Origin of the sequence: Clostridium sp. YIM B02551, assembly GCF_022324735.1 — a bacterium.
In the GTDB taxonomy this organism is placed as follows: Bacteria; Bacillota; Clostridia; order Clostridiales; family Clostridiaceae; genus Clostridium_T; species Clostridium_T paridis.
This window is the reverse complement of the sequence record NZ_JAKGTF010000001.1, coordinates 317,421-337,198: the sequence shown is the minus strand read 5'-3', so window position 1 is coordinate 337,198 and position 19,778 is coordinate 317,421. Positions and strand designations below refer to the sequence as shown.

Genomic DNA, 19,778 nt, shown 5'->3' with positions numbered 1-19,778 from the left:
CCTTGTATAATTAAGTTACAAAATTCATTAAATCTGTAAACATTGTTGTTATCGAGGTATGGTCTTTTCGATAACAACAATCTACAGTAATAGCACCTTTTATTACTAACCTATTATTAGAAATTTATAATATCATCACCTAAAGTAACCTCTTTAGCTAAGTTAGGGTTTAGGAAGATGTTCTGATTACTTTCTATTTGAAATTCCTCTTCTTCTCCTCCTTCATTTTGCTCTCTTATCTTTTCTTCAACATCCTCTTTACTTATGATGTCAATTACATTTGTATATGTGTCAGTTAATGCAATTGTATTCTTAATTTCAACACCAACCTCGCTACCTGTAAGACTATCTAAATCACATTCTTTAACATTTCCCTTAACAGCAAGTATTAGTTTCCTAGGTAGAGAATTCTTCCACCCTACTAAATAAGAATATTGTCTTACAACAACTCCATTATCTAATTTAAAGTATAGAAATCCATCTTGAACCCTTCCCCATGAAGTGTCCTTAGTACCTTTAACTACATATTTTATAAACGTAGCATAATACCATCCTTCTTTTACACCTGTGTAATCTTGTCCTAATTTAATCTTCATCTTAAATTTCCTCCTCAACATTTATTTTCTTTCCTATGCCTTAGAGTTTATCATCGTAAAAAAAGAAAAGCTAAGACATAAAATCTTAGCTTTTTTTGTCCTTGCTATTCATTTTTTTATATTACCAATACCATACCCCGTTAAGCTTTTCATTAATCTTTCCTTATACCGTATATCATCAATCTCATCTAATTCCTCACAACGTTTTTGCATCCATATATGTAATTTATCAACTTCTTTTTCATATTCATCAAGCACAGTTTTCATTAAGTCCGTAGATTCAACTTCAAAATAATTGGGAATTATATTTACTGCATGGTTAACCTTCCCTGTTATTCTATCAATCTTCTGCCTTATTAAGTCCATATCATTAACTTTTTCTTTAAGATTTGTATCACTTACATTCTTTAACATAAACTCATTATACTTTTTATGTTCCTGCTCTGTTAATTCTTTATTAGAACTTAATTTAAAAATTACTTTTTTCAGCTCGCTATCACTTACTATGCCTTTTATAGTTGAAACATACTTTTCTTTATGTTCTTCTAGTATTCCTTTGGTCATAGAATAATCACTACCACCTCTTAGTGCTTTATCTATTCTCTGTAACTCTTTATAACAAGCATCATAATTTTTTGATGTCTCCTTATTAACATTATATATTTCCTCAATTAATTCACTTAACGGATATACTTTTTTTAGTTCTTCTGCTTTATTGCTTTTATTTTTCATCATATTAAGTTTATCTCTACCTTTCTTGTGTCTTATAAATTGAATTATATCTAAATATATCATTTATAGCTATGCCCTTTTCTAATATGAAAATACTGACACTATCGACATACCAATTGTGTCGATATTTTCTGTTAAAAATTAATTTCACAACTTACTTAATAGATGAAAACTAAACTAGTTACTTATTAAAATTCAATAAATATTAAGTAGAATTTCATTCAGCTCCCTTTATCTTAGTATTTTTAAATAATAAAAAAAAGAGGAAAACCTCTTTTTCTATCACTTAGTATGTATATTTTATAAGAATACCAGCTTCCTAGCTTGTCTTTCTATATTTTAAACTACTTTTTACCTATTACTTTTATCTTGTTATATATAAACTTTCCTATCCAACCTACTGTAGCTATTATAATCCCTACTTTTATCAAGAACCATATAACTGAAAAGATTACTCCAACTATTCCACCTAAAAGGTTGACAATGAATGCCGCAGCCACGCAACAAAAGAACCAGAATCCTACCATAGCTGCAAATCCGAAATGTACAATATCAAATACCTTATGTAATAATATAAATATTGCTGTACCACCAATTATGGTAGCAACTACTGCTATAAATGTTGTCATTCCACCTACATCAAAAATATTCACGTTTCTTCATCCCCCTTGTATAATTTATTATTGTATATTAATTGCTTTTTCCATCTTTCAGAGTATCCAAGGTCTCTGGCTAACTCTTTAACATTTTTCCCATTATACCTTTCAGAATACAATTATTTCTCTTTATAAAAACTTTCTTAATAATGTTGCTGAAATATTATATTTACTTGCTACTGAACCTATTGCAGATTCTCTATCCAATCCTCTAGCTATTAGCTCCAAAAGTATTATAATAATCTTAATTATGCTCAATGGATTCATTGCTTTTCTCCTTTATATATGTATAAATATATGAATAGTAGTCTCTTACAGGAATCAGCTTTACTACATACTTGGCTACTTCAAAATCAATATATAAAAGAGTTTCATTATTATAGCCTGTACCTCCACAAAGCTCCACAACCTTTTTAAAGTTGATAATCAAATCAAATTGAACCTGATTTAATTCCTGCTGTAGCTTCTTTAAATCTATTTGCTTTTCATTATTCAGCTCAATTATTAGCTCCCTTGGATTCCACTGATTCGCTAATGACCCATCATAGAAGTCGAATCTCATTACTCCTAGAAGCTCCTTACTCTCATAGTTAAAATACTTTTCTTTACATAATTCTTTCATCAGCTACTCCTCCTAATATTCCTCTGCAAGAAGCATTGTCGCATACTCTCCACTATCTATAGCATATATTTTCAAGTTTTCATCCAGTTCAATATCTTCTAACTCCAGGGAATATATCTTCTTATATTCTGGAACTTCTTGATAATGTTCAATTACTATAAAAGCTCCTTCTTTCCTTAACTTAAATACTTGCAAGTAGTCTACTTCAACAGTTCCCTTTTCATTTAAATTATCAATCATACTCCACATTAAAAGTTGTAACCTAATATCTACTTCCTCATTAACTCCTCTTGTAATATAGCGGTTGTTCTTATTCTTAAACATTTTCTATGCTCCTTTATTTCTGATTTAATACTTGAGATAAATTTTTTATAAATTCCTTTGAGAATACTCCAGCAGTTATAGATTCTTTTATTAACTGCAACAATTGCTCCTCTGTAACATCCAACGACCTTGGAATATATCTTTCTGCTGACCTCTTAGTGTCTTTATAAAGACTAAACCTTACTTCATCTCTCTTTATAGCTTTAATGAATATCTTTTCAATAGAATAAGTGTACTCTTCATCGGCTACTTTTCCTTGATTTAATATCTGACAATACTTAGTGTCTTTTATAACTTTCCTTATCATCGCATCCTCCCATACTCTGAAATAATAAAAACCTTAACTACCGCTATATTGGCAATTAAGGCTTATTAATCAATCATATAATCTTTTAGATTCTGTGGCGTTAACTCCAATGGAATTATTAATGATATGGCATAATCATTATTACAGATTACCAAAGAGTTAGTATATGTCTCTCCATTACTGCATACTATTTTATCAACATATTCAGCTATAACTTCATCACAATCAATATATGTTTTATCCTTTAACTCCTTAAAATCTTCTTCTTTCTCTATAACTACTACATATCCCCCATCATCTTCATAACTATTTCTATCAGCTCCGTATTCTGTGTCTAGTATTTCTAGAATTCCTTCAATAGCTTCTTGTGCCTCTTGTGGCATGCTTTTTAAAATTCCTTTTTCTCTTGAATGTGTTATTTCTATCATTTTTATTACCTCCTTAATATCCTAATAATAATATATATTTATTTTTGTAATAACCTTCCATGGCAATATTTGAATTATATTGTAAATCACTGTATAATATTCTATATACAATAATTTATAAACTGTTATGGAGGATAATATGACTATTAATGACATTCAACAAAACATACTAAGCTTTTATACTACTAGAAAATCTCAAGGTCAACCTATTAATCAATTGATGAGAGACATAACCTCAAGCATAAACTGGAACTTATTTAATGTAGAGCAAAAAGTGAGTATTTCTTCATTTATTTTATCTATTTTATCAATTGAGGATAGAAAAAACTTAGCTCTTGAATTACTAACTGAACAGGTCATTCATCAACGTTATAGACTTACTCACTGGAGCATTGTTACGGGACAATCAGCTCAAATTGATACTGGTTATGTTGCCCAACATCTAGCTTCATTAATTACCCAAATTTCCGGACAAGCTATGCGTGGAAAGGGAGTAGATTTGATAGATTCATCGGAAATAAAAGCTGCAAACTTTTTGGATTCACTAGATAAAAAAGGTGCTACCGCTCCTAGATGGAACTTTACTGCAGTTACAAAAGAAATTATGGAAAGATTCTTAGATTACGAAAAAATTTACCTGTTATCTATGGACTTAAATACCAATGGAAAGTTTAGAACCAGAATGTGGAAAGTTGATATTACAAAACATACAGCTCTTAGAAATAGATACATAGAATGGATGAATACATTAGGTTATCCTAAGTTTAATACAGCTACAGACCAACCAGGCGTTAACTTTCAGCTATTTCCTCCTCATAATGGAACAGAAGAAAACTTTGCCAGACATGGCAATGGCAGGTCAAATGGCTTTGACAAACTAGAAATACCACTAGAAAATACTGATGGTGCAGAATTAGTTTTTAGAGCTGATGAAAACGAAAATGGAGTTATCGTTATATCAAAATTCTAGAAAAAGATGTATTACTAAGTCTAAAACTAGTAATACATCTTTTTATTTTACTTAAGCCAACATTTCCTCTAAGTTCTGAATTTGATTTAACAGATTATTCTGTGCATTATATTTTAATTTAATTGATTCTTCAATCTTATCTGCTATAACATTGTATTTTTTTTCTATATCAGTACCATTTTTAGGCAAAGGTATTAGAATTTGGCCTAATTGTTCAGTTTTTATTCTATTATGAGATGATGAAGTTCCAGACGTTAAATTTTCAACCTGTTGTTTCACATATGGAAGCTTTAATATTTCTGTTAATAAATATGGAGAAATGTTATCTTTTACCCTTATTATTTCAAATTCATTAGAACACACAAAAGTTTCATTTATTTCTGGAATAACTGCTAATCTTGGTATTCTAGGGTTTATTTTTGAAAATAAAATATCTCCACTTTCACACAATCTTCCTTTTGATATTGGTTTAAATTGTCTAGCTTGCTCTAAATCTATTGTACTATCTGGATTTATATGTAAAACACTTATATGTTTTATTTCATCACTAACATTAAAGCTTTTTCTTGATTTACTTTTAAACTCAACAATTTCCTCAAGTTTTTTTACATTAAAATTATCATTATCTATGGATTCTAATTTTGTTATTGAATTTAATCTCTCTGCACTATAAAAACTTGGATTTAATACATTATCTATAATGTATTCAGATGAGATAATAGTAGCGGATGGTGAATTAGATAGAATATTAAACTTTTTGCTTTCCAACCCATTACTTTTTAAGTATGCCTTTGAAATGCCATACATTTCATTAATTCCCTCTTGAATTTTTACAGGTACACCAGCTCTTTCCTTAACTACGTACCCAACATCATTACAAACGCCCATGAAAATCTCTTTATTTTCAGATACCTTCTTCTGTAAATAGATAATTACTGTTTTTGTTCTAGTACCTGCTTGTGCAAAAGTAACTGCTGGTAATTCTAAAATAGCTTTTATATCACATATTCTCATAAGTTCCTTTCTAAATTCCTCATATATTCCTTTAGCGGAAACTACAGAATCAGGAACAACTATAACCAAACGACCATTCGGCTTCAATAACGATATACACTTATCCAAAACTGCCAACTCAGAATTTATATTACCACTACTTATGTGAATATTATTTAATATAGGATAGTTATCGTTACCAATAAATTTACTAATATTATATTCAGCTCCAAACGGTGGATTATTAAATATTAAATCTACTTTATTCATTAATTTATTTATATTACTTTCTCCAATAATACTATTTCCAACGGAAATGTTTGATATATTGCCTCCTATTAGCATCATATTAATCTTAGATAAACGTGCCATTCTATCTACTTTATCTTGTCCAATTAAACAATTCTGCTTTATTTTTCTAATTATATCATCCTTATCTTTTGTATCTATATCTAGCAAAGTAACATACTTTTCAAATCTTTTAAATGCTTCTATAATCAATGTACCTACGCCACATGTTGGGTCCATGATTGTAAATTGATAATTATTTTCTTTCAAACATTTTATAAACTCTTCATCTTTTAAAATATCATTAAATACCATATCCAATACTGGCTCTGTAACTTCACTTGGTGTCATATATTGGCCATCTTCCTTATTATTTCTAAAATTATCTCTAACAAAATGGCCAAAGCATTCATTTACTAAATCAAAATCAGAATTATTCCCAGATTCTATTAGCGATACAAAATCAATTTTACTTAATTCACCAATTAATTTATCTGCAAATTGATTTTCACTCTCCTGGATAATTAATGATGGATTAGCCCCAAAAATATTTGTCCCATCTTCATTAAAAAACATCTTATCCTTTACTATTTGTTCAAACAGCTCTCTCAATGTCTTAGCAGTATAATCACTATTTCCAAACCTTTTATCTGACAATTCTTTAATATATTCTAAAGAAAATTTATTTCCTCTTTTAGCTTCATAATAACTAATGATTAGTATTTTCATTATTTCATCTAACTTCGCATTAGAATCATCAATTCTTCCATTACTATGAAATTCTTCTCTTAAATTAAGTAGGACATCATAAAATTGATTGTATGTTAATCCCTTATTCAAATTTACCACTCTTTCTAATATTTATTTTGTATCATATATTATATTACTCTACAATGCAATAAAAAACAAGATAGCTATCTTAAAATAAGATAGCTATCTTTAATTTCCATCTCTTATAATCTTTTCTATATCATCCTCTGGCATCTGTGTTAGTGATGATAAAATTATATCTTTTCTTTTAGTTTCATCAAAACTAATAAATGAATAATAGAATTCATCTCCAACAATTTTTAATTGTAAGCTTATATCCATTTCTTTTGTTATGTAGTTAGCCAATTCATCTATAGTCATTATCTCTAGTGGAATACTATTATGTATCATAATACATCCTCTCTCTTTTAAATTGTTATATTATTATATTATGCTTACATAACTAGTGTTTTATTCATTAATTATTTTAGCAAAGAACCTCTGTTACTTATCCTAAAGTTTATTATGTAATACTTAAAGAAAGTCTAAGTCATTCATGGTACAGTTCACTCTGAATCACTTAGACCAAAATTATCAATCATTGAATTTAATAATATTAATTATTCCAAACAGAATACCAAATTTAGTAAAAACCTCATTTACTTATGGTACGGTTCACCGTTCATAATTCTAAATATTTTTTAATCTGCTAAAAACCCACTATTATATCTATCCAACTTTAAATATCATTTTCATTTTATTCTGTTCCAGTCATAACATGACTAATACAGAAATTAACTGTATTTAAAACCGCATCATTTATTGATGATAGTAAACAAACTCACGGGAAGATTTCCTAAACTCCGTTGGAGTCATTCCTCTTTTAGAAGTAAATTGTTTTATAAAATAAGTATCATACTCAAAGCCAGTAGCCCGTGCAATTTCATTTAAGCTCATATCTGTATGAGTTAAAAGGCTCTCTGAAAGCTTTAGCCTATATGTAAGTAAATATCCCATTGCTGTATAGCTAGTTACTTCCTTAAACATTTTATTTAGGGACACTCTATTTAAGTGAGCACATCTTGTTAAATCTTCTAAACTAACTTTTTCACTATAGTTTGTATGTATATATTCTAAAACTAAATCAACAGGTGACTGCTCATCACTTTTGTTTAGCTCCTCAAGCAAACCTAATATTTGTATTAGATACTTTTTTATTCTGCATACCCAAAGAGAATCACTTTGTGCATGTACTTCTGTCCCCATAATAAAGAACCATTCATATAGTTTAGGATAAGCTTTTTCAGTTACAGCATACACCCCTGTATTGATATTATCTTTATTAAAAAGGGAAAGACCTGTTTCTATTTTTAAGCTGTTTGACATATATCCTGTTTCCTCAGAAAAATAAGCTGTATTGAAGAAGTCTGGATGAAAGCTAAATGACTGCGAAGCTAAATTATTCTTTTCAACAACTTGTATTCTATCCTCCTTCGATAAACAAAGAACACTTGGAGCAACAACCTTTATTGGATAATCATTAAGTTTTAAATTCACACTTCCGTTTGTTACAAAAACTATTGTAAGTCTCTCCTCATAAGGAAGTTTATTAAAATTCTCCTCTGTATTAAATTCAACATATACTTCTCTATTCTTGTAGCGATCAATTTGAGGCATAAACATTCCTCCATTAACAAATAGTATAGTTTAAAGCTTCATTTATCTCATTGTATCATAATTTCTAAATGATAAACTATTGATAAACACTTGAAGGTTACGAAAGGAGAATTACTATGTCTATAGAACGCTTCAATATTAAGGTATCTGATGAGGTACTTAATGATTTAAAATACAGGTTAAAAAATGTTAAATGGCCATATCAATTAGAAGGTTTAGGATTTGAAAGAGGCACTGATATAAATTATCTTAAGTCCCTTGTTTCTTATTGGAGAGATGAATTTGACTGGCGTGCACAAGAAGCTGAATTAAATAGTTTGTCTCAGTTTCATTGTGAGGTAGATGGTATAGATATTCATTTTGTACACGAAAAAGGAAAAGGACCTAATCCTACTCCAATTATTTTAACCCATGGATGGCCTGATAGTTATATACGTTATAAAAAACTCATTCCGTTACTTACTGATCCTGCTAAGTATGGTGGAAACCCTGAAGACTCCTTTGATGTAATTGTTCCTTCTATACCTGGGTTTGGTTTTTCAAGTAAACCTAAGAATGGTGGAATGAATAATTCTAGTGTTTCTGAACTTTGGGCAAAGCTAATGACTGAAAAGCTTGGATATAATAAATTCTCTGCTGCTGGAGGAGATGTTGGTTCTGGAGTTACAAGGTATCTTGCATTAAATCATCCAGAGCTTCTAATAGGAATCCATCTAACAGATGTTGGTATTATAAAAACTTTAATGACTTCACAAGATACTCTAGTGCTTTCAGAGGAAGAAGCATTATATAAGAAAAATGCCTCTAAGTGGATTTCTGAAGAAGGAGCTTATATTTCTATTCAATCCACAAAACCTCAGACTCTTGCATACGGACTTTCTGACTCTCCAGTAGGTTTAGCAGCTTGGATTATTGAGAAATTTCGTGATTGGAGTGATTGTAAAGGCGATTTAAGCAGAAGGTTTACAAATGATGAACTGCTTACTAATATAATGATCTATTGGATTACAAATACCATTGGATCATCAGCGAATATATATTATGAAAACACTCACTCTTTACCACAAATAGGCCCAATTGATGTACCAACAGGCATGACTATTTTCCCTGCTGATATATTACTTCCACCTAAAGAATGGGTTAAACGTAATCTAAATATCACAAGATGGACTGCACTTCCTAGAGGCGGACATTTTACTGCAATGGAAGAACCTGAACTTCTAGCTGAAGAAATTCGAGCATTCTTTAAGTCTTATAGAAATCAAGTTTAAAATAAATAGTCTGTGCTTACTTCATTATGGTTAACATTTGAAGTTTACGCAGACTATTTTGTATTCTATACTTTAATAAAAATATCTTTTCAAATTTCTAAAACTCTTTGGCTAATTTTTCATAGAAACTTTTAAATGCACTATTCTTTCTCCATATGAAATAAAAATCATGGCTCTTCTGCAAATCTTCGATTTCTATCTTTTTTAGCGTCCCATTATCTAGCTCTTCCTTTACAGCAATTTCGTAAAGAGATGTAATTCCTTTATTGTCTTTCACTAAATGTTTTATTGCATTAATATTTCCTATCTCAATAACTTTACTAAAATCATCTAATGTAAGGTTTTGCCGTTCTAAATTCTTTTCAAAAATATCTCGTGTTCCTGACCCTTTTTCTCTTACAATCAAAGTCTCTTCAAGTAAGTCTTCCAATACATGAGGTGGTTTCTTTAATTTATAATCTTTACCTGCAATGCAAATATACTTTTCCCTTGAATATACAATAAAGTCATATTCATTTTTTACAAAATATCCTTCAACCAATGCAAAATCAATTTCTCCATGTTCTAATTTGTAAAGTAGTTCTTCTGTATTCTCTACAATCATAGTTATCTGCATATTATTATTTTTATTTAAAAAATCACTGAGCTTTGGTGGTAATATGAACTCCCCAATTGTAAGGGTTGCACCAAATTTAAGATTTCTAATACCTACCTTTTCGTGGTTAATTTTTTCCTTTAGATATTGTTCATCGTGCTTCATAGTAGCAACAGTTTCATATAACATTTTTCCTGACTCAGATAGGCTTATCTTTTTACCTTCATATTCAAAAAGTTTAGTATCATAACACTTTTCTAAATATTTAATATGCTGCGATACCGCTGGCTGTGTAATACATAATACTTCTGCTGCCTTAGTGAAATTCATATATTTGCATACTGTTAAAAATGTATCTATTCTAAAATCCAACATACATACTACCTCCAAAATTAATCATAACATATTTTTATCATTATATAAAAATAAATAATTTTTACTTATCATCACCCTATGATAATATACTTTTTGGGAGTAGAAATTAAGAAAAGGAGAATGATTATGATTTTTATAAAAAAGAACTATCAGGGTATATTACTTTCATTTTTAATCAGTATAACAGCTTGGTTTCTTGGACAGAAACTTCCAATCATAGGAGGTCCAGTATTTGGTATATTATTAGGTTTAATAATTGCACTTTTTCCTCGTAATAATTCTTTTGAAGCTGGAATTAAATTTGTATCAAAGAAAATACTGCAATACGCCATCGTTTTACTTGGCTTTGGAATGAATCTCTTCCAAATATTCAAGGTAGGAAGTGAGTCATTATTAATTATTGTTTCAACAATTGCAACTTCACTAATTGTTTCATATTTAGTAAGTAAATTAATGAAAATCCCTTCAAATATATCAATATTAGTTGGTGTGGGTTCTTCCATATGCGGAGGATCAGCAATTGCTGCCACTGCACCAGTAATAGATGCGCATGATGAGGATATTGCGAAATCAATCTCTGTTATTTTCTTATTTAATGTAATTGCTGCATTTTTGTTTCCAATCTTGGGTAATCTATTAGGGTTTAATGATAAAGGTTTTGGAATGTGGGCAGGAACTGCTATAAATGATACATCGTCAGTGGTTGCTGCTAGTCAAACATGGGCAAGCTCTCATGGAAATGATATAGCTCTAAATTATGCTACAATTGTTAAACTTACAAGAACTATTGCTATAATTCCAATTACATTGGTACTAGCTTTATATCGTACTAAAAAACATTCATCAACTACACTTAGCTTGTCAAAAATATTTCCATGGTTCATTTTATTTTTCTTATTAGCTGCTATTATAAGCACATCATTTAATATGAATGAAAGTGTTACAAAGCCACTAACTGAAACAGGAAAATTCTTTATTACAATGGCTATGGGTGCAATTGGTTTAAATACTCATATTGTAAAACTTATTAAAACTGGTGGAAAGCCAATTATTATGGGATTTTGCTGCTGGGTAAGTATTTCATTAGTAAGTCTTCTTATACAGCACATTTTACATATCTGGTAATATTCAAATATTTAAGTTTATCTCATATTTATATTGATTATGGTTTTTTATTTAGTTTTAGTTCATCGTATTTTGTCTCTGCTCTAAGAAATTTTTATGAGATTTCTATCATATAAAAGAGGCATTATAAAACTTATTTCATATATTATTGTATAGATAATAGTCATAAATAAAACTATGGAGTTGAATTTTATGTCATATAATATAAATTTTGATACTCCTAAGTCTGGTACTTCAAGGGTTGTTCAAGTTGAATGTGCTATTCCCCCAGGTAATCGGGGATATTTTTTAATTGATTTCAATGTTACAAATAGTGCTACCCCGTCTAGAAATCGGTCATTTTATAGAACATTAAGCTATGATAATTCTACTGGTAACACAATTCAAGTAATTAATACTTCCTGTACTGTATTAATTATACCAAAGCTTTTAGGCTCAGATACTGTCAATGTAAATAGAGCTTTCTCACTTCAATGCACAAAAACTAGTGTAACTATACAGTATTCATCAGGAACTCCTGTTACATTGACCAGTATTGCTGGTGGATTGGTTGGACTTCCAGGATTAATTGGTTTTGGAACCTCGGTTCAAGGACAAACTAATCTTGGAGCAACTATAGATCTCAATAGTTATCCCCCTTCAGTACTCTCATATGTTTTTACAGTTCTATGTTCTGGAACTATAAACACTATAGATAGCCATTTTAGTACTAGTTTAGCTTTAAGTTTATTACTAACTGAAGTACAAGTTTCTTCACGACTTTATGCATCTACTTCTTCAAGTAATATATTTTCATTTGTCCCTGGCTCCCAAGTAGATTTAACCCCAAAACTTACAGATGCAGTAGCAATAGGGACAAACCTTAGTAAATCAAATAGTGTTTCAATTCCTGTAACGCCAGGTACTAGACTATTAATGGTATATTTTATAACCGTTACAGGTGTAAATCTTATTAATTCTGTCTCTGGATATGCTAACGCTAATGTTTTGATCCAATCTGGTTAGTTAAGTAGAATGGATAATATAAGAACATTTTATTACTTGCGATATGGTAATATTTTATCATAGCTAAGTTGGTATTCTTTATATTAAAAGAGGCTGTTAACAAGAATGTAACAGCCTCTTTTAATTATGATATTATAGGACATTCACTGTAATATCCTTCATTAAAATCAAATATCAAATTGCTCAAAGTTCTTTAACTGCAAAAGTTTTTCAATTGCTTTAGATGCTTTCCACCAATTTTCGCTAATGGCAAATTCTTTAGAATACTTCCCCCCATCATACCATTCCCATGGAATATTCCAAACGCCTAACTCTTGCCTTTGGTCTATTATTAAATTAAGAGCTGACTCTACTTCTTCTTTATTTTCGTCGTAAAATCTGCTTTGGGGTGACAAAATGAACTCGAGAGGATTTGCCATAAAATTGTCTTTTTCATTATTTATTTTATCACGAACCAAAACAGCTAATTTTTCACGAAGATATTTATAATCAAGGCAATCCTTAACACCTGAGACTTCTATATCTTCTAACAATTCACAATACCCTTGAACACCCATATCTCCGTACTCTGTTGTTGATTTAAGTTTTTCTATAAGCATTTTTGCATAGGAAAAAGCCATTTCGTATAACTTAGACTTATTATAACAATACCTAAGAATGAAACCACTCATACTTGCTGTGATTCCAATACTTTGAAATGTGTTTGTTTGCGCATTAAAATCCCACCAACATCCATGAGGAAAATCATCATTTGAAGGTATAGTAAAAAACCATCCATATTCTGCTTTGTACTCGGTATTTTCAAGATAGTTTAATATTGATTGATACATACAGTGAGTAACATCAGTAAAATTTATTTGCCTAAGCATTTTTATTACAATATACGCATTATAGGGTGTAGAATTTGGATTCCAATTATCAGCATCTATTGTATTTCCAAAACCACCGTCACTATTTTGGTAATATTTCAACGCTGAAATTACTGCATCCTTGCTTCCATTTTCGAAGTGATATTGCCACAATGCCAAATCAAGGTGCCTTGCATTCCTATGAACCCATCCACTAATTTCTTGGTACGCTTCTTGAGATAATTTCTTCATGATACACCTCTCATATTAAATACATCTTTAATAGTATTAATCACCTGTAAATACATGGTAATTATATTATATCAAGAACTCCCTTAAATGTATTGTAAAAACGATATGTAATATATTTTTACTATAAACAAATTCATCTATTTCCTTAGAAGATGTAATCTTCCTTGTATATTACGCCCCCATTTTTTCACTATATTATCATTTGACATTTGCCTGTAAGCTTATTAATTGTCTTCCTTGATCCAATTAAAGCAATTCCAAGATATTTCATATCTTCTGTATGGATATTACTAGTAGTAGCAAGAAATTCTTCATAATTTTTCGTTTGCTGACCTTCTAATGGAAAATCTACCACATCGCAACCTTTTTCTAATGCAGCCTTACGAATTTCTTTTAATGCTTCTGTATCTGCACAAAGCATAGGAATACCAGTGGGAATAAGTCCTGGGTGTGCTTCACCGGATGCGTCAATAAGTGACTCTCCAAGAAGTACAGGATGCCTTTTACCTGCAGTAAGAGCGATAACTGCAATTGCATTAGCAAGCAGTCCACCTGATAAAGCCTTGTCCATTATAATTGTACAACGGGTAGGTATTTCATCTAAAACCGTCAAAAATTCATTGTTTTCGTTATACATTTAATCTCCTCCTTTTTAAATTGAACTCAATATAACACCTATTATTACAATAATTCCACCTAATATTTGCTTGACTGACACAGTTTCGCACAATATTAGCACAGAAAGTGCTAAGCCTAAAACAGGAACCAAGTTCAAAAGTGATACCGAAACGCTGGCTGAAAGCTTCCTTAGTCCCAAGTTATATAGCAGGAAGGCTGCCACTGAACATCCTACACTTAAATATATTAGTGAACTTATAGAAGTAAAGCTTGGAAGCCTCCAAGGTGCATCTTCAATGAAGACAAAGGGCACAAAGAAAACAGCACCTGAAAGCATCTGATAATAAGTTAATGTACTAGATGAATATTTATTTGTTATTTTTCTAGTAATAAAGTTATAAAACGCCCACACTATACCTGCGCAGATTAGAATCACATTTCCCCATAAAGGTTTTGTACCATCTAATACATTACTCTGTGTAAGAACAGTAACTCCCACAAGAGCTAGGATAATTCCAATAACCTTTCTAACAGAAGGCTTAGATCTGTAAATAAAAAATTCTAACAGTGTTGTAATCGCTGGGAAAGAAGCTACAATTAAAGCAGCATTGGAAGATGATGTCATACTAACACCAATGTTTTCCGTAGTAAAATAGAGTGTAATACCTAAAAGTCCGCTAACTGCAACATATTTACGATGTTCTTTGCTTATTCTTTCGTTATTTTTGATTATCCTTCTTATTAACCCAAAAATGACTACAGCAAAAATAGTCCTAACTTCACCTAATTGAATAGGTGCAAAAGTTCTATAAGCTAATTTCGTTGCTATAAAAGATGCACTCCATAACAAAACAGCACTTATACTAGCTAAATAATAGACTTGTAATTCTTTCGTATATTTTCCATTCTCCTGCTTTTGATTAAAATTCTCGTTTTGTATAATTTTTTTTAATTTCATCATTTAAATTCAAGCCCCCAATGATTAGTCGCTACTAACGTAGCTACTTATAGAGTGATAATATCAGTTTCAATTGAATGTGTCAAGTAATTTGGGTATAATAATAGTTACTAAAGTAGCAACTACGTTTATTGGAGGAGTTATGAAAGGAAATGTTTTGGAAACACTAAAAAACTTAAATTTTACAGAATATGAAGCTAAAGCTTATCTTGCTCTATTGGAGGAATCCCCTTTAACGGGCTATGCTGTAGCCAAAAATTCTGGTGTACCACGATCAAAGATATATGAGATTCTAGACAGTCTTACTATACGTGGAGATATCTTAATCAGCCCTGGAAGTACTCAACAGTATATTCCAGTTCCCGCAAAAGAATTAATTAAAAATCGCCGAATTAAAGTCGAAGAAGATTTTAAACTTGCTGAAAAATCTTTAGAACAATTTAACAAATCTGCAAAGAATCGTGAGAATATCTGGAATATTACTGGACATAATGAAATATTAGATAAAGTAAAGGAATGTATACTTTCAGCAGAACATAGAATCCTAATAGAACTTTGGAATGAAGAATTTAAAGAACTTGAAGCTGAACTAAGAAAAGCAGCAGATAAAGGTGTAATTGTAACTATCGTAGCTTATGGAGAACTGGAATGTGATTTTGCCTTTGTCTATTTTCATGATATGAGTGCTGAAATTACAGATGAATATGGTGGTCGTTGGATTGTAGTTAGTGCTGATGATTCTGAAGTTGTAGCAGGAATTGTATCTCTCGATAAAGACAGCAGAGCTGCATGGACTATGCATCAGGGATTAGTGATGCCTATTACAGAGGTAATAATTCATGACTTATATATCATGGAAATAATGGATAAACATAGAGAACTGTTAGAAGACAGTTTTGGTAAAAATCTTGTTAACTTACGCAAGAAATTTTCTATGCATCCAGATTTCAAAAAACATTATGTATAATAGAAAGAATAGTAGAAACAAAATTATTTTGGATCTACTAATTTTTCTATTGAATTTTTGGCACCAAGGATTTCTTTTCCTCCCCTATATACTTGGAATAAAGTTTTTTATAGCCATAGATACCTCTTCTACCTTTTCTATCATTAACATATGACCAGCTCCATTAATCCAATTAAACGTAACTGTCTGAACATTTTTATAAACTGCTTCGTCATGAGCTGCCCCCTTACTAGTAGCAACTCTATCATCTGTACCAAGCAATACTAATGTTGGTAATTTTAATTCATCTAATCTACTATGAAGTGGTTTCTTAGCTGTGTATACAGGGAACATCTCTTGAGTATGAACTATAGAGTACACAGTCATTCTTTGCAATGCACCTGTTAGAATTTCTGGGTGCTTTAATTGTTTCATGTCGTAGTTCTCTGAAAAAGCTTCTGGAGGCTTCTTGCCAAGCTTTATAAAATTCAATGCAAATTTTATTATTGATCCAATTATAGGTTTACTAAAATAAGATAACATTGGATTTAATTTTGCATATGTAAAATCAGTAGATGTACCTAGCATGATAATTCTTTCAACTTTTTCTCGATGTTGGTTTGCCATTTCAATAGCTACAGCACCTCCGCTGGAATGACCTACTAAGTTTATCTTACAGTCAATATTTAATTGAGATACTACCTCCCAAATAGAAGCTGCCTGATTTTCCATTGTATAAATATCTTTTTCTGGTTTATCTGAATCCCCATTTCCAACGAGATCTACAGCTATCATGTAATAATCATTTTGCAGTTCTTCTATTAGCTCATTAAAATACTGTAAAGATGCCATTAACCCATGAATAAACAGAATAACTGGTTTTCCTTTTTTACCTGCTACTTTTGTATTTACTTTCCCTAATGTAGTATTAATTAATTGATTCAAAACCCATCATCTCCTATATTATTTATAATCTGGATGAACATATCTATCCTTCGTTATTGTTTCTTTACCATTTTGAATTGCCTTTTTAGGGCATCTATTAATACATGCAAGGCAGGCAGTACAGTTATTTCCCCAAACAGGCTTATCTTTAAGGGTTATATTATTAGTTGGACATACCTTAGCGCACTTTCCGCAGTTTACACAGTTATCCTCAGCATAGAACTTCTTACATTGACTGGTAAATACAATTTCATGTAACACTAATCCAAGTTTTGTAGATAATCGTGCTTTAAGATCTGAGTTTTTGTACATTATTATTGTTCTTTTTTCTTTAATGTCTTGCACAAATTTACTGATTATAATTTCTGAGTCAGCTAATAATCTCTTATTATATTCTTTATCCATAATATTAAAATTTCTCAAAATAATATTCCCTGGCATGGTTATTTCAAACCAACTATCTAGTTTGGGTAATTTCTTCTTAAAGGTTAAATATGCTGCCTCAACATGATTAGCATAATTTATTACTGCATAAACATATTTATCACTGAAATCAATCTGCTTTGATAATCTTTCACAGAACTCTAAAACCATCTTTGGTGGATTTGCAGTATAGCACGGAAAAACAAAACCTATTCTTTCTTCATTGTTATATATAGATAAGTCTGCATTTGAATTAAAGAGATCTGGGATAAACATAACTTTCTCATTCTCAATATTTACTGCAATTTTCTTTGCTATTGCTGCAGAATTGCCTGTGCCACTAAAATAAAAAATCATAAGAACTTCCCCCTAAAACTATATTAAATAGTATTATCAAACTCAACACATATTGCAAAAGCAACATGTGTCTTTTATAATAAAAATATATACTATGCATATAGGCTTTACAATCAACAGATTAAAGGAAGTGTCGGTTATGTAACACTCCCTTTAATCTGTCCGTTAAATAAATAATTTCTTTTGAGAGGTAGTTTATCTATGGCAACAATAAATGAAAATGATCCAAGAGTAAAAAGAACACGTGAACTGATAATCAACGCGTTTATTTCAGTGGTCTCTAAAAAAGGCTTTGAATCTATTACCGTGAAGGATATCACCACCGCTGCAACCGTAAACCGTACAACCTTCTACGCACATTTTACTGACAAATATGATCTTCTTGATACACTTGTAGCAGAAAAATTCACTGAGCTTCTATCAAGCAAAATTCAAGATGAACTGTCTATAAATGAACATTCAATACGCAATTTAGTTCTTTGTCTTTGCGATTTCTTTGAAATGATAAAGGCTACCTGTGACTGCGGGTACATTTCCATACTTCCACTAATCGGTAATAAAATAACTGAAGAGCTTTATTCTATTATATATACAGCATTTAAAAATGAACCCGTATGGGCTGAACATGAAATAATGCGTATTGAGCTAATATCAACAATGATAAGCACTTCAATTTATAATGCAGTTTATAGATGGAAAATGCAGAAAACTCCAATTGATCAAGAAATCTTAATTCATGATGTAATAGACTTTATTCTCACTGGTATAAAAAATAAGCTTTAGCCATAACTAGCTAAAGCTTATTTTTTTCATTAGCAAAGACAAGAATATTTGCTGAATTTTTATTTAGTGATAATATATGTGATTATTCATTTCTTAGGCTTCTTAGCTATAAACATTCCACTAGCCTTAGGTATATCTATGCTTCCATCTTTTAATATTATATATTCTAAATATTGATAGAAATCTTTTATTCTACTCTCTGTCATTATTTCTTGTATGTTTACATGCCCTTCCAAAGACAGAACATAATCTGCTAAAGGCTTTGGTTCTGTTATATGGAGAGAATCTTCGTATACTAACTTTTCGACTGATTCAAAATGTCTAGATAACTGTTCAGCTCCATTTTCTAACCCAAATTCACTTGCAACTGAAAAGGAAGAATAATCAAGTCTTGAATCAAAATCCATAACTAAATCCTTAAGTCCCTTCATGTTATAAATACTATTTGTAGTAGCATAAAAAGTTCCATCTTCTTTAAGTATCCTTGAAATCTCACTTATTGCTAAATCTCTATTTTGTACATGATAAAGCATATGGTTAGCAATTGCACATTCGAAAGAACTATTTGCATATTTAATGTTTTGTATATCCATATTGCAATACTCAATTATCTGTTCGATTGATAAAAGATTACTCTCTGCTGTACTCAACATACCTTGAGATATGTCTGTAAGAGTCACCTTAATATCCTTTGGAATCTTGTTACTATTATTAGCCCAGGTACTTCCATTGCCACAACCTAACTCAATAACTTTATCATTTGGCTTAAACATATATTGATCAAAAACCCAATTTTCCCATCCATATTTATTTGTGCTGAATCCCCTATGTAAGGCTTGTCTAGCATATAAATTTTTGTCTGAGTTATACTGAAATTTAACTACATCTCTATCATTTGCCTTTGACATATAACCGCCCCTTCCAACCTGTTATT

The 19,778-nt window shown here is 30.6% G+C and carries 24 protein-coding genes; 6 read left to right on the top strand and 18 right to left on the bottom strand.

Features of this window, described 5'->3' with window-relative positions:
* Nucleotides 1–116: 116 nt before the first annotated feature.
* The 8 genes from L1S47_RS01780 to L1S47_RS01745 form a co-directional block, all read right to left on the bottom strand.
* Entirely contained in the window at nt 117–596 is a 480-nt protein-coding gene (locus L1S47_RS01780; protein WP_238881774.1) for a hypothetical protein, read from the bottom strand.
* Nucleotides 597–704: 108 nt separating this feature from the next.
* Nucleotides 705–1,391: a hypothetical protein gene (locus L1S47_RS01775; protein ID WP_238881773.1), complete on the bottom strand. Its 687-nt coding sequence runs from the start codon at nt 1,389–1,391 to the stop codon at nt 705–707.
* Nucleotides 1,392–1,672: 281 nt separating this feature from the next.
* Nucleotides 1,673–1,981: a hypothetical protein gene (locus tag L1S47_RS01770; RefSeq protein WP_238881772.1), complete on the bottom strand. Its 309-nt coding sequence runs from the start codon at nt 1,979–1,981 to the stop codon at nt 1,673–1,675.
* 132 nt (nt 1,982–2,113) lie between these two features.
* On the bottom strand, nt 2,114–2,251 hold the full coding sequence (locus L1S47_RS01765; RefSeq protein ID WP_238881771.1) for a hypothetical protein: 138 nt from the start codon (nt 2,249–2,251) through the stop codon (nt 2,114–2,116).
* A complete protein-coding gene (locus L1S47_RS01760) occupies nt 2,229–2,606 on the bottom strand; it encodes a hypothetical protein (protein WP_238881770.1) in 378 nt (125 codons plus the stop codon). Before L1S47_RS01760 ends, L1S47_RS01765 begins: the two co-directional genes overlap by 23 nt.
* Nucleotides 2,607–2,618: 12 nt before the next feature.
* Nucleotides 2,619–2,930, bottom strand: coding sequence for a DUF960 family protein (locus L1S47_RS01755; protein WP_238881769.1), 312 nt, complete (start codon nt 2,928–2,930; stop codon nt 2,619–2,621).
* A 13-nt stretch (nt 2,931–2,943) separates the two neighbouring features.
* Nucleotides 2,944–3,237: a hypothetical protein gene (locus L1S47_RS01750; RefSeq protein ID WP_238881768.1), complete on the bottom strand. Its 294-nt coding sequence runs from the start codon at nt 3,235–3,237 to the stop codon at nt 2,944–2,946.
* Between the two features lie 65 nt (nt 3,238–3,302).
* Complete coding sequence (locus L1S47_RS01745; RefSeq protein ID WP_238881767.1) at nt 3,303–3,665, bottom strand: hypothetical protein; 363 nt, start codon at nt 3,663–3,665, stop codon at nt 3,303–3,305.
* A gap of 139 nt (nt 3,666–3,804) precedes the next feature.
* On the opposite strand from L1S47_RS01745, the gene L1S47_RS01740 reads away from it, so the two are divergent.
* A complete protein-coding gene (locus tag L1S47_RS01740) occupies nt 3,805–4,635 on the top strand; it encodes a MamI family restriction endonuclease (protein WP_238881766.1) in 831 nt (276 codons plus the stop codon).
* Nucleotides 4,636–4,686: 51 nt separating this feature from the next.
* Here the strand turns inward: L1S47_RS01740 and L1S47_RS01735 are convergent, their stop codons facing one another.
* The 3 genes from L1S47_RS01735 to L1S47_RS01725 form a co-directional block, all read right to left on the bottom strand.
* Complete coding sequence (locus tag L1S47_RS01735) at nt 4,687–6,756, bottom strand: N-6 DNA methylase (RefSeq protein ID WP_238881765.1); 2,070 nt, start codon at nt 6,754–6,756, stop codon at nt 4,687–4,689.
* 99 nt (nt 6,757–6,855) lie between these two features.
* Nucleotides 6,856–7,077 carry a hypothetical protein gene (locus tag L1S47_RS01730; protein WP_238881764.1) on the bottom strand — a complete coding sequence of 74 codons (222 nt, stop codon included), beginning with the start codon at nt 7,075–7,077 and terminating at the stop codon, nt 6,856–6,858.
* A gap of 408 nt (nt 7,078–7,485) precedes the next feature.
* Nucleotides 7,486–8,343, bottom strand: a complete 858-nt coding sequence (locus L1S47_RS01725) for an AraC family transcriptional regulator (RefSeq protein WP_238881763.1) — start codon at nt 8,341–8,343, stop codon at nt 7,486–7,488.
* Nucleotides 8,344–8,459: 116 nt separating this feature from the next.
* On the opposite strand from L1S47_RS01725, the gene L1S47_RS01720 reads away from it, so the two are divergent.
* Nucleotides 8,460–9,614 carry an epoxide hydrolase family protein gene (locus L1S47_RS01720; protein WP_238881762.1) on the top strand — a complete coding sequence of 385 codons (1,155 nt, stop codon included), beginning with the start codon at nt 8,460–8,462 and terminating at the stop codon, nt 9,612–9,614.
* 97 nt (nt 9,615–9,711) lie between these two features.
* Here the strand turns inward: L1S47_RS01720 and L1S47_RS01715 are convergent, their stop codons facing one another.
* Nucleotides 9,712–10,584, bottom strand: a complete 873-nt coding sequence (locus tag L1S47_RS01715) for a LysR substrate-binding domain-containing protein (RefSeq protein ID WP_238881761.1) — start codon at nt 10,582–10,584, stop codon at nt 9,712–9,714.
* A 126-nt stretch (nt 10,585–10,710) separates the two neighbouring features.
* Between L1S47_RS01715 and L1S47_RS01710 the strand changes: the two genes are divergently transcribed.
* The gene (locus tag L1S47_RS01710; protein ID WP_238881760.1) at nt 10,711–11,709 is read left to right on the top strand and encodes a YeiH family protein; all 999 of its coding nucleotides are present in this window, start codon (nt 10,711–10,713) and stop codon (nt 11,707–11,709) included.
* A 192-nt stretch (nt 11,710–11,901) separates the two neighbouring features.
* Nucleotides 11,902–12,714 (top strand): exosporium glycoprotein BclB-related protein, encoded by an 813-nt coding sequence (locus tag L1S47_RS01705; protein WP_238881759.1) that lies wholly within the window; start codon nt 11,902–11,904, stop codon nt 12,712–12,714.
* Between the two features lie 167 nt (nt 12,715–12,881).
* Here L1S47_RS01705 and L1S47_RS01700 read toward each other — a convergent pair whose 3' ends face one another.
* From L1S47_RS01700 to L1S47_RS01690, 3 genes are all read right to left on the bottom strand, one after another.
* A complete protein-coding gene (locus tag L1S47_RS01700; protein ID WP_238881758.1) occupies nt 12,882–13,814 on the bottom strand; it encodes a hypothetical protein in 933 nt (310 codons plus the stop codon).
* Between the two features lie 190 nt (nt 13,815–14,004).
* Entirely contained in the window at nt 14,005–14,451 is a 447-nt protein-coding gene (locus L1S47_RS01695; RefSeq protein WP_238881757.1) for a DUF2000 domain-containing protein, read from the bottom strand.
* Nucleotides 14,452–14,466: 15 nt separating this feature from the next.
* Nucleotides 14,467–15,393, bottom strand: a complete 927-nt coding sequence (locus L1S47_RS01690; RefSeq protein ID WP_238881756.1) for a DMT family transporter — start codon at nt 15,391–15,393, stop codon at nt 14,467–14,469.
* 139 nt (nt 15,394–15,532) lie between these two features.
* On the opposite strand from L1S47_RS01690, the gene L1S47_RS01685 reads away from it, so the two are divergent.
* On the top strand, nt 15,533–16,357 hold the full coding sequence (locus L1S47_RS01685) for a TrmB family transcriptional regulator (RefSeq protein WP_238881755.1): 825 nt from the start codon (nt 15,533–15,535) through the stop codon (nt 16,355–16,357).
* 84 nt (nt 16,358–16,441) lie between these two features.
* On the opposite strand, the gene L1S47_RS01680 is transcribed toward L1S47_RS01685, so the two are convergent.
* Nucleotides 16,442–17,281 (bottom strand): alpha/beta fold hydrolase, encoded by an 840-nt coding sequence (locus L1S47_RS01680; RefSeq protein ID WP_238881754.1) that lies wholly within the window; start codon nt 17,279–17,281, stop codon nt 16,442–16,444.
* Between the two features lie 18 nt (nt 17,282–17,299).
* Entirely contained in the window at nt 17,300–18,061 is a 762-nt protein-coding gene (locus L1S47_RS01675; RefSeq protein ID WP_238881753.1) for an EFR1 family ferrodoxin, read from the bottom strand.
* Nucleotides 18,062–18,262: 201 nt separating this feature from the next.
* On the opposite strand from L1S47_RS01675, the gene L1S47_RS01670 reads away from it, so the two are divergent.
* Nucleotides 18,263–18,844, top strand: a complete 582-nt coding sequence (locus L1S47_RS01670) for a TetR/AcrR family transcriptional regulator (RefSeq protein ID WP_275297759.1) — start codon at nt 18,263–18,265, stop codon at nt 18,842–18,844.
* 86 nt (nt 18,845–18,930) lie between these two features.
* Here the strand turns inward: L1S47_RS01670 and L1S47_RS01665 are convergent, their stop codons facing one another.
* Nucleotides 18,931–19,752 carry a class I SAM-dependent methyltransferase gene (locus tag L1S47_RS01665; protein ID WP_238881751.1) on the bottom strand — a complete coding sequence of 274 codons (822 nt, stop codon included), beginning with the start codon at nt 19,750–19,752 and terminating at the stop codon, nt 18,931–18,933.
* Nucleotides 19,753–19,778 lie beyond the last annotated feature (26 nt).

Excerpts from the sequence above, each read along its gene's own strand:
- L1S47_RS01665 (WP_238881751.1), bottom strand. The coding sequence starts at position 19,752 with ATGTCAAAGGCAAATGATAGAGATGTAGTTAAATTTCAGTATAACTCA.
- L1S47_RS01765 (WP_238881771.1), bottom strand. The coding sequence starts at position 2,251 with ATGAATCCATTGAGCATAATTAAGATTATTATAATACTTTTGGAGCTA.
- L1S47_RS01705 (WP_238881759.1), top strand. The coding sequence starts at position 11,902 with ATGTCATATAATATAAATTTTGATACTCCTAAGTCTGGTACTTCAAGG.
- L1S47_RS01700 (WP_238881758.1), bottom strand. The coding sequence starts at position 13,814 with ATGAAGAAATTATCTCAAGAAGCGTACCAAGAAATTAGTGGATGGGTT.
- L1S47_RS01750 (WP_238881768.1), bottom strand. The coding sequence starts at position 3,237 with ATGATAAGGAAAGTTATAAAAGACACTAAGTATTGTCAGATATTAAAT.
- L1S47_RS01710 (WP_238881760.1), top strand. The coding sequence starts at position 10,711 with ATGATTTTTATAAAAAAGAACTATCAGGGTATATTACTTTCATTTTTA.
- L1S47_RS01720 (WP_238881762.1), top strand. The coding sequence starts at position 8,460 with ATGTCTATAGAACGCTTCAATATTAAGGTATCTGATGAGGTACTTAAT.
- L1S47_RS01690 (WP_238881756.1), bottom strand. The coding sequence starts at position 15,393 with ATGATGAAATTAAAAAAAATTATACAAAACGAGAATTTTAATCAAAAG.
- L1S47_RS01740 (WP_238881766.1), top strand. The coding sequence starts at position 3,805 with ATGACTATTAATGACATTCAACAAAACATACTAAGCTTTTATACTACT.
- L1S47_RS01760 (WP_238881770.1), bottom strand. The coding sequence starts at position 2,606 with ATGAAAGAATTATGTAAAGAAAAGTATTTTAACTATGAGAGTAAGGAG.
- L1S47_RS01725 (WP_238881763.1), bottom strand. The coding sequence starts at position 8,343 with ATGCCTCAAATTGATCGCTACAAGAATAGAGAAGTATATGTTGAATTT.
- L1S47_RS01780 (WP_238881774.1), bottom strand. The coding sequence starts at position 596 with ATGAAGATTAAATTAGGACAAGATTACACAGGTGTAAAAGAAGGATGG.
- L1S47_RS01715 (WP_238881761.1), bottom strand. The coding sequence starts at position 10,584 with ATGTTGGATTTTAGAATAGATACATTTTTAACAGTATGCAAATATATG.
- L1S47_RS01730 (WP_238881764.1), bottom strand. The coding sequence starts at position 7,077 with ATGATACATAATAGTATTCCACTAGAGATAATGACTATAGATGAATTG.
- L1S47_RS01685 (WP_238881755.1), top strand. The coding sequence starts at position 15,533 with ATGAAAGGAAATGTTTTGGAAACACTAAAAAACTTAAATTTTACAGAA.
- L1S47_RS01775 (WP_238881773.1), bottom strand. The coding sequence starts at position 1,391 with ATGATATATTTAGATATAATTCAATTTATAAGACACAAGAAAGGTAGA.
- L1S47_RS01675 (WP_238881753.1), bottom strand. The coding sequence starts at position 18,061 with ATGATTTTTTATTTTAGTGGCACAGGCAATTCTGCAGCAATAGCAAAG.
- L1S47_RS01670 (WP_275297759.1), top strand. The coding sequence starts at position 18,263 with ATGGCAACAATAAATGAAAATGATCCAAGAGTAAAAAGAACACGTGAA.
- L1S47_RS01745 (WP_238881767.1), bottom strand. The coding sequence starts at position 3,665 with ATGATAGAAATAACACATTCAAGAGAAAAAGGAATTTTAAAAAGCATG.
- L1S47_RS01755 (WP_238881769.1), bottom strand. The coding sequence starts at position 2,930 with ATGTTTAAGAATAAGAACAACCGCTATATTACAAGAGGAGTTAATGAG.
- L1S47_RS01695 (WP_238881757.1), bottom strand. The coding sequence starts at position 14,451 with ATGTATAACGAAAACAATGAATTTTTGACGGTTTTAGATGAAATACCT.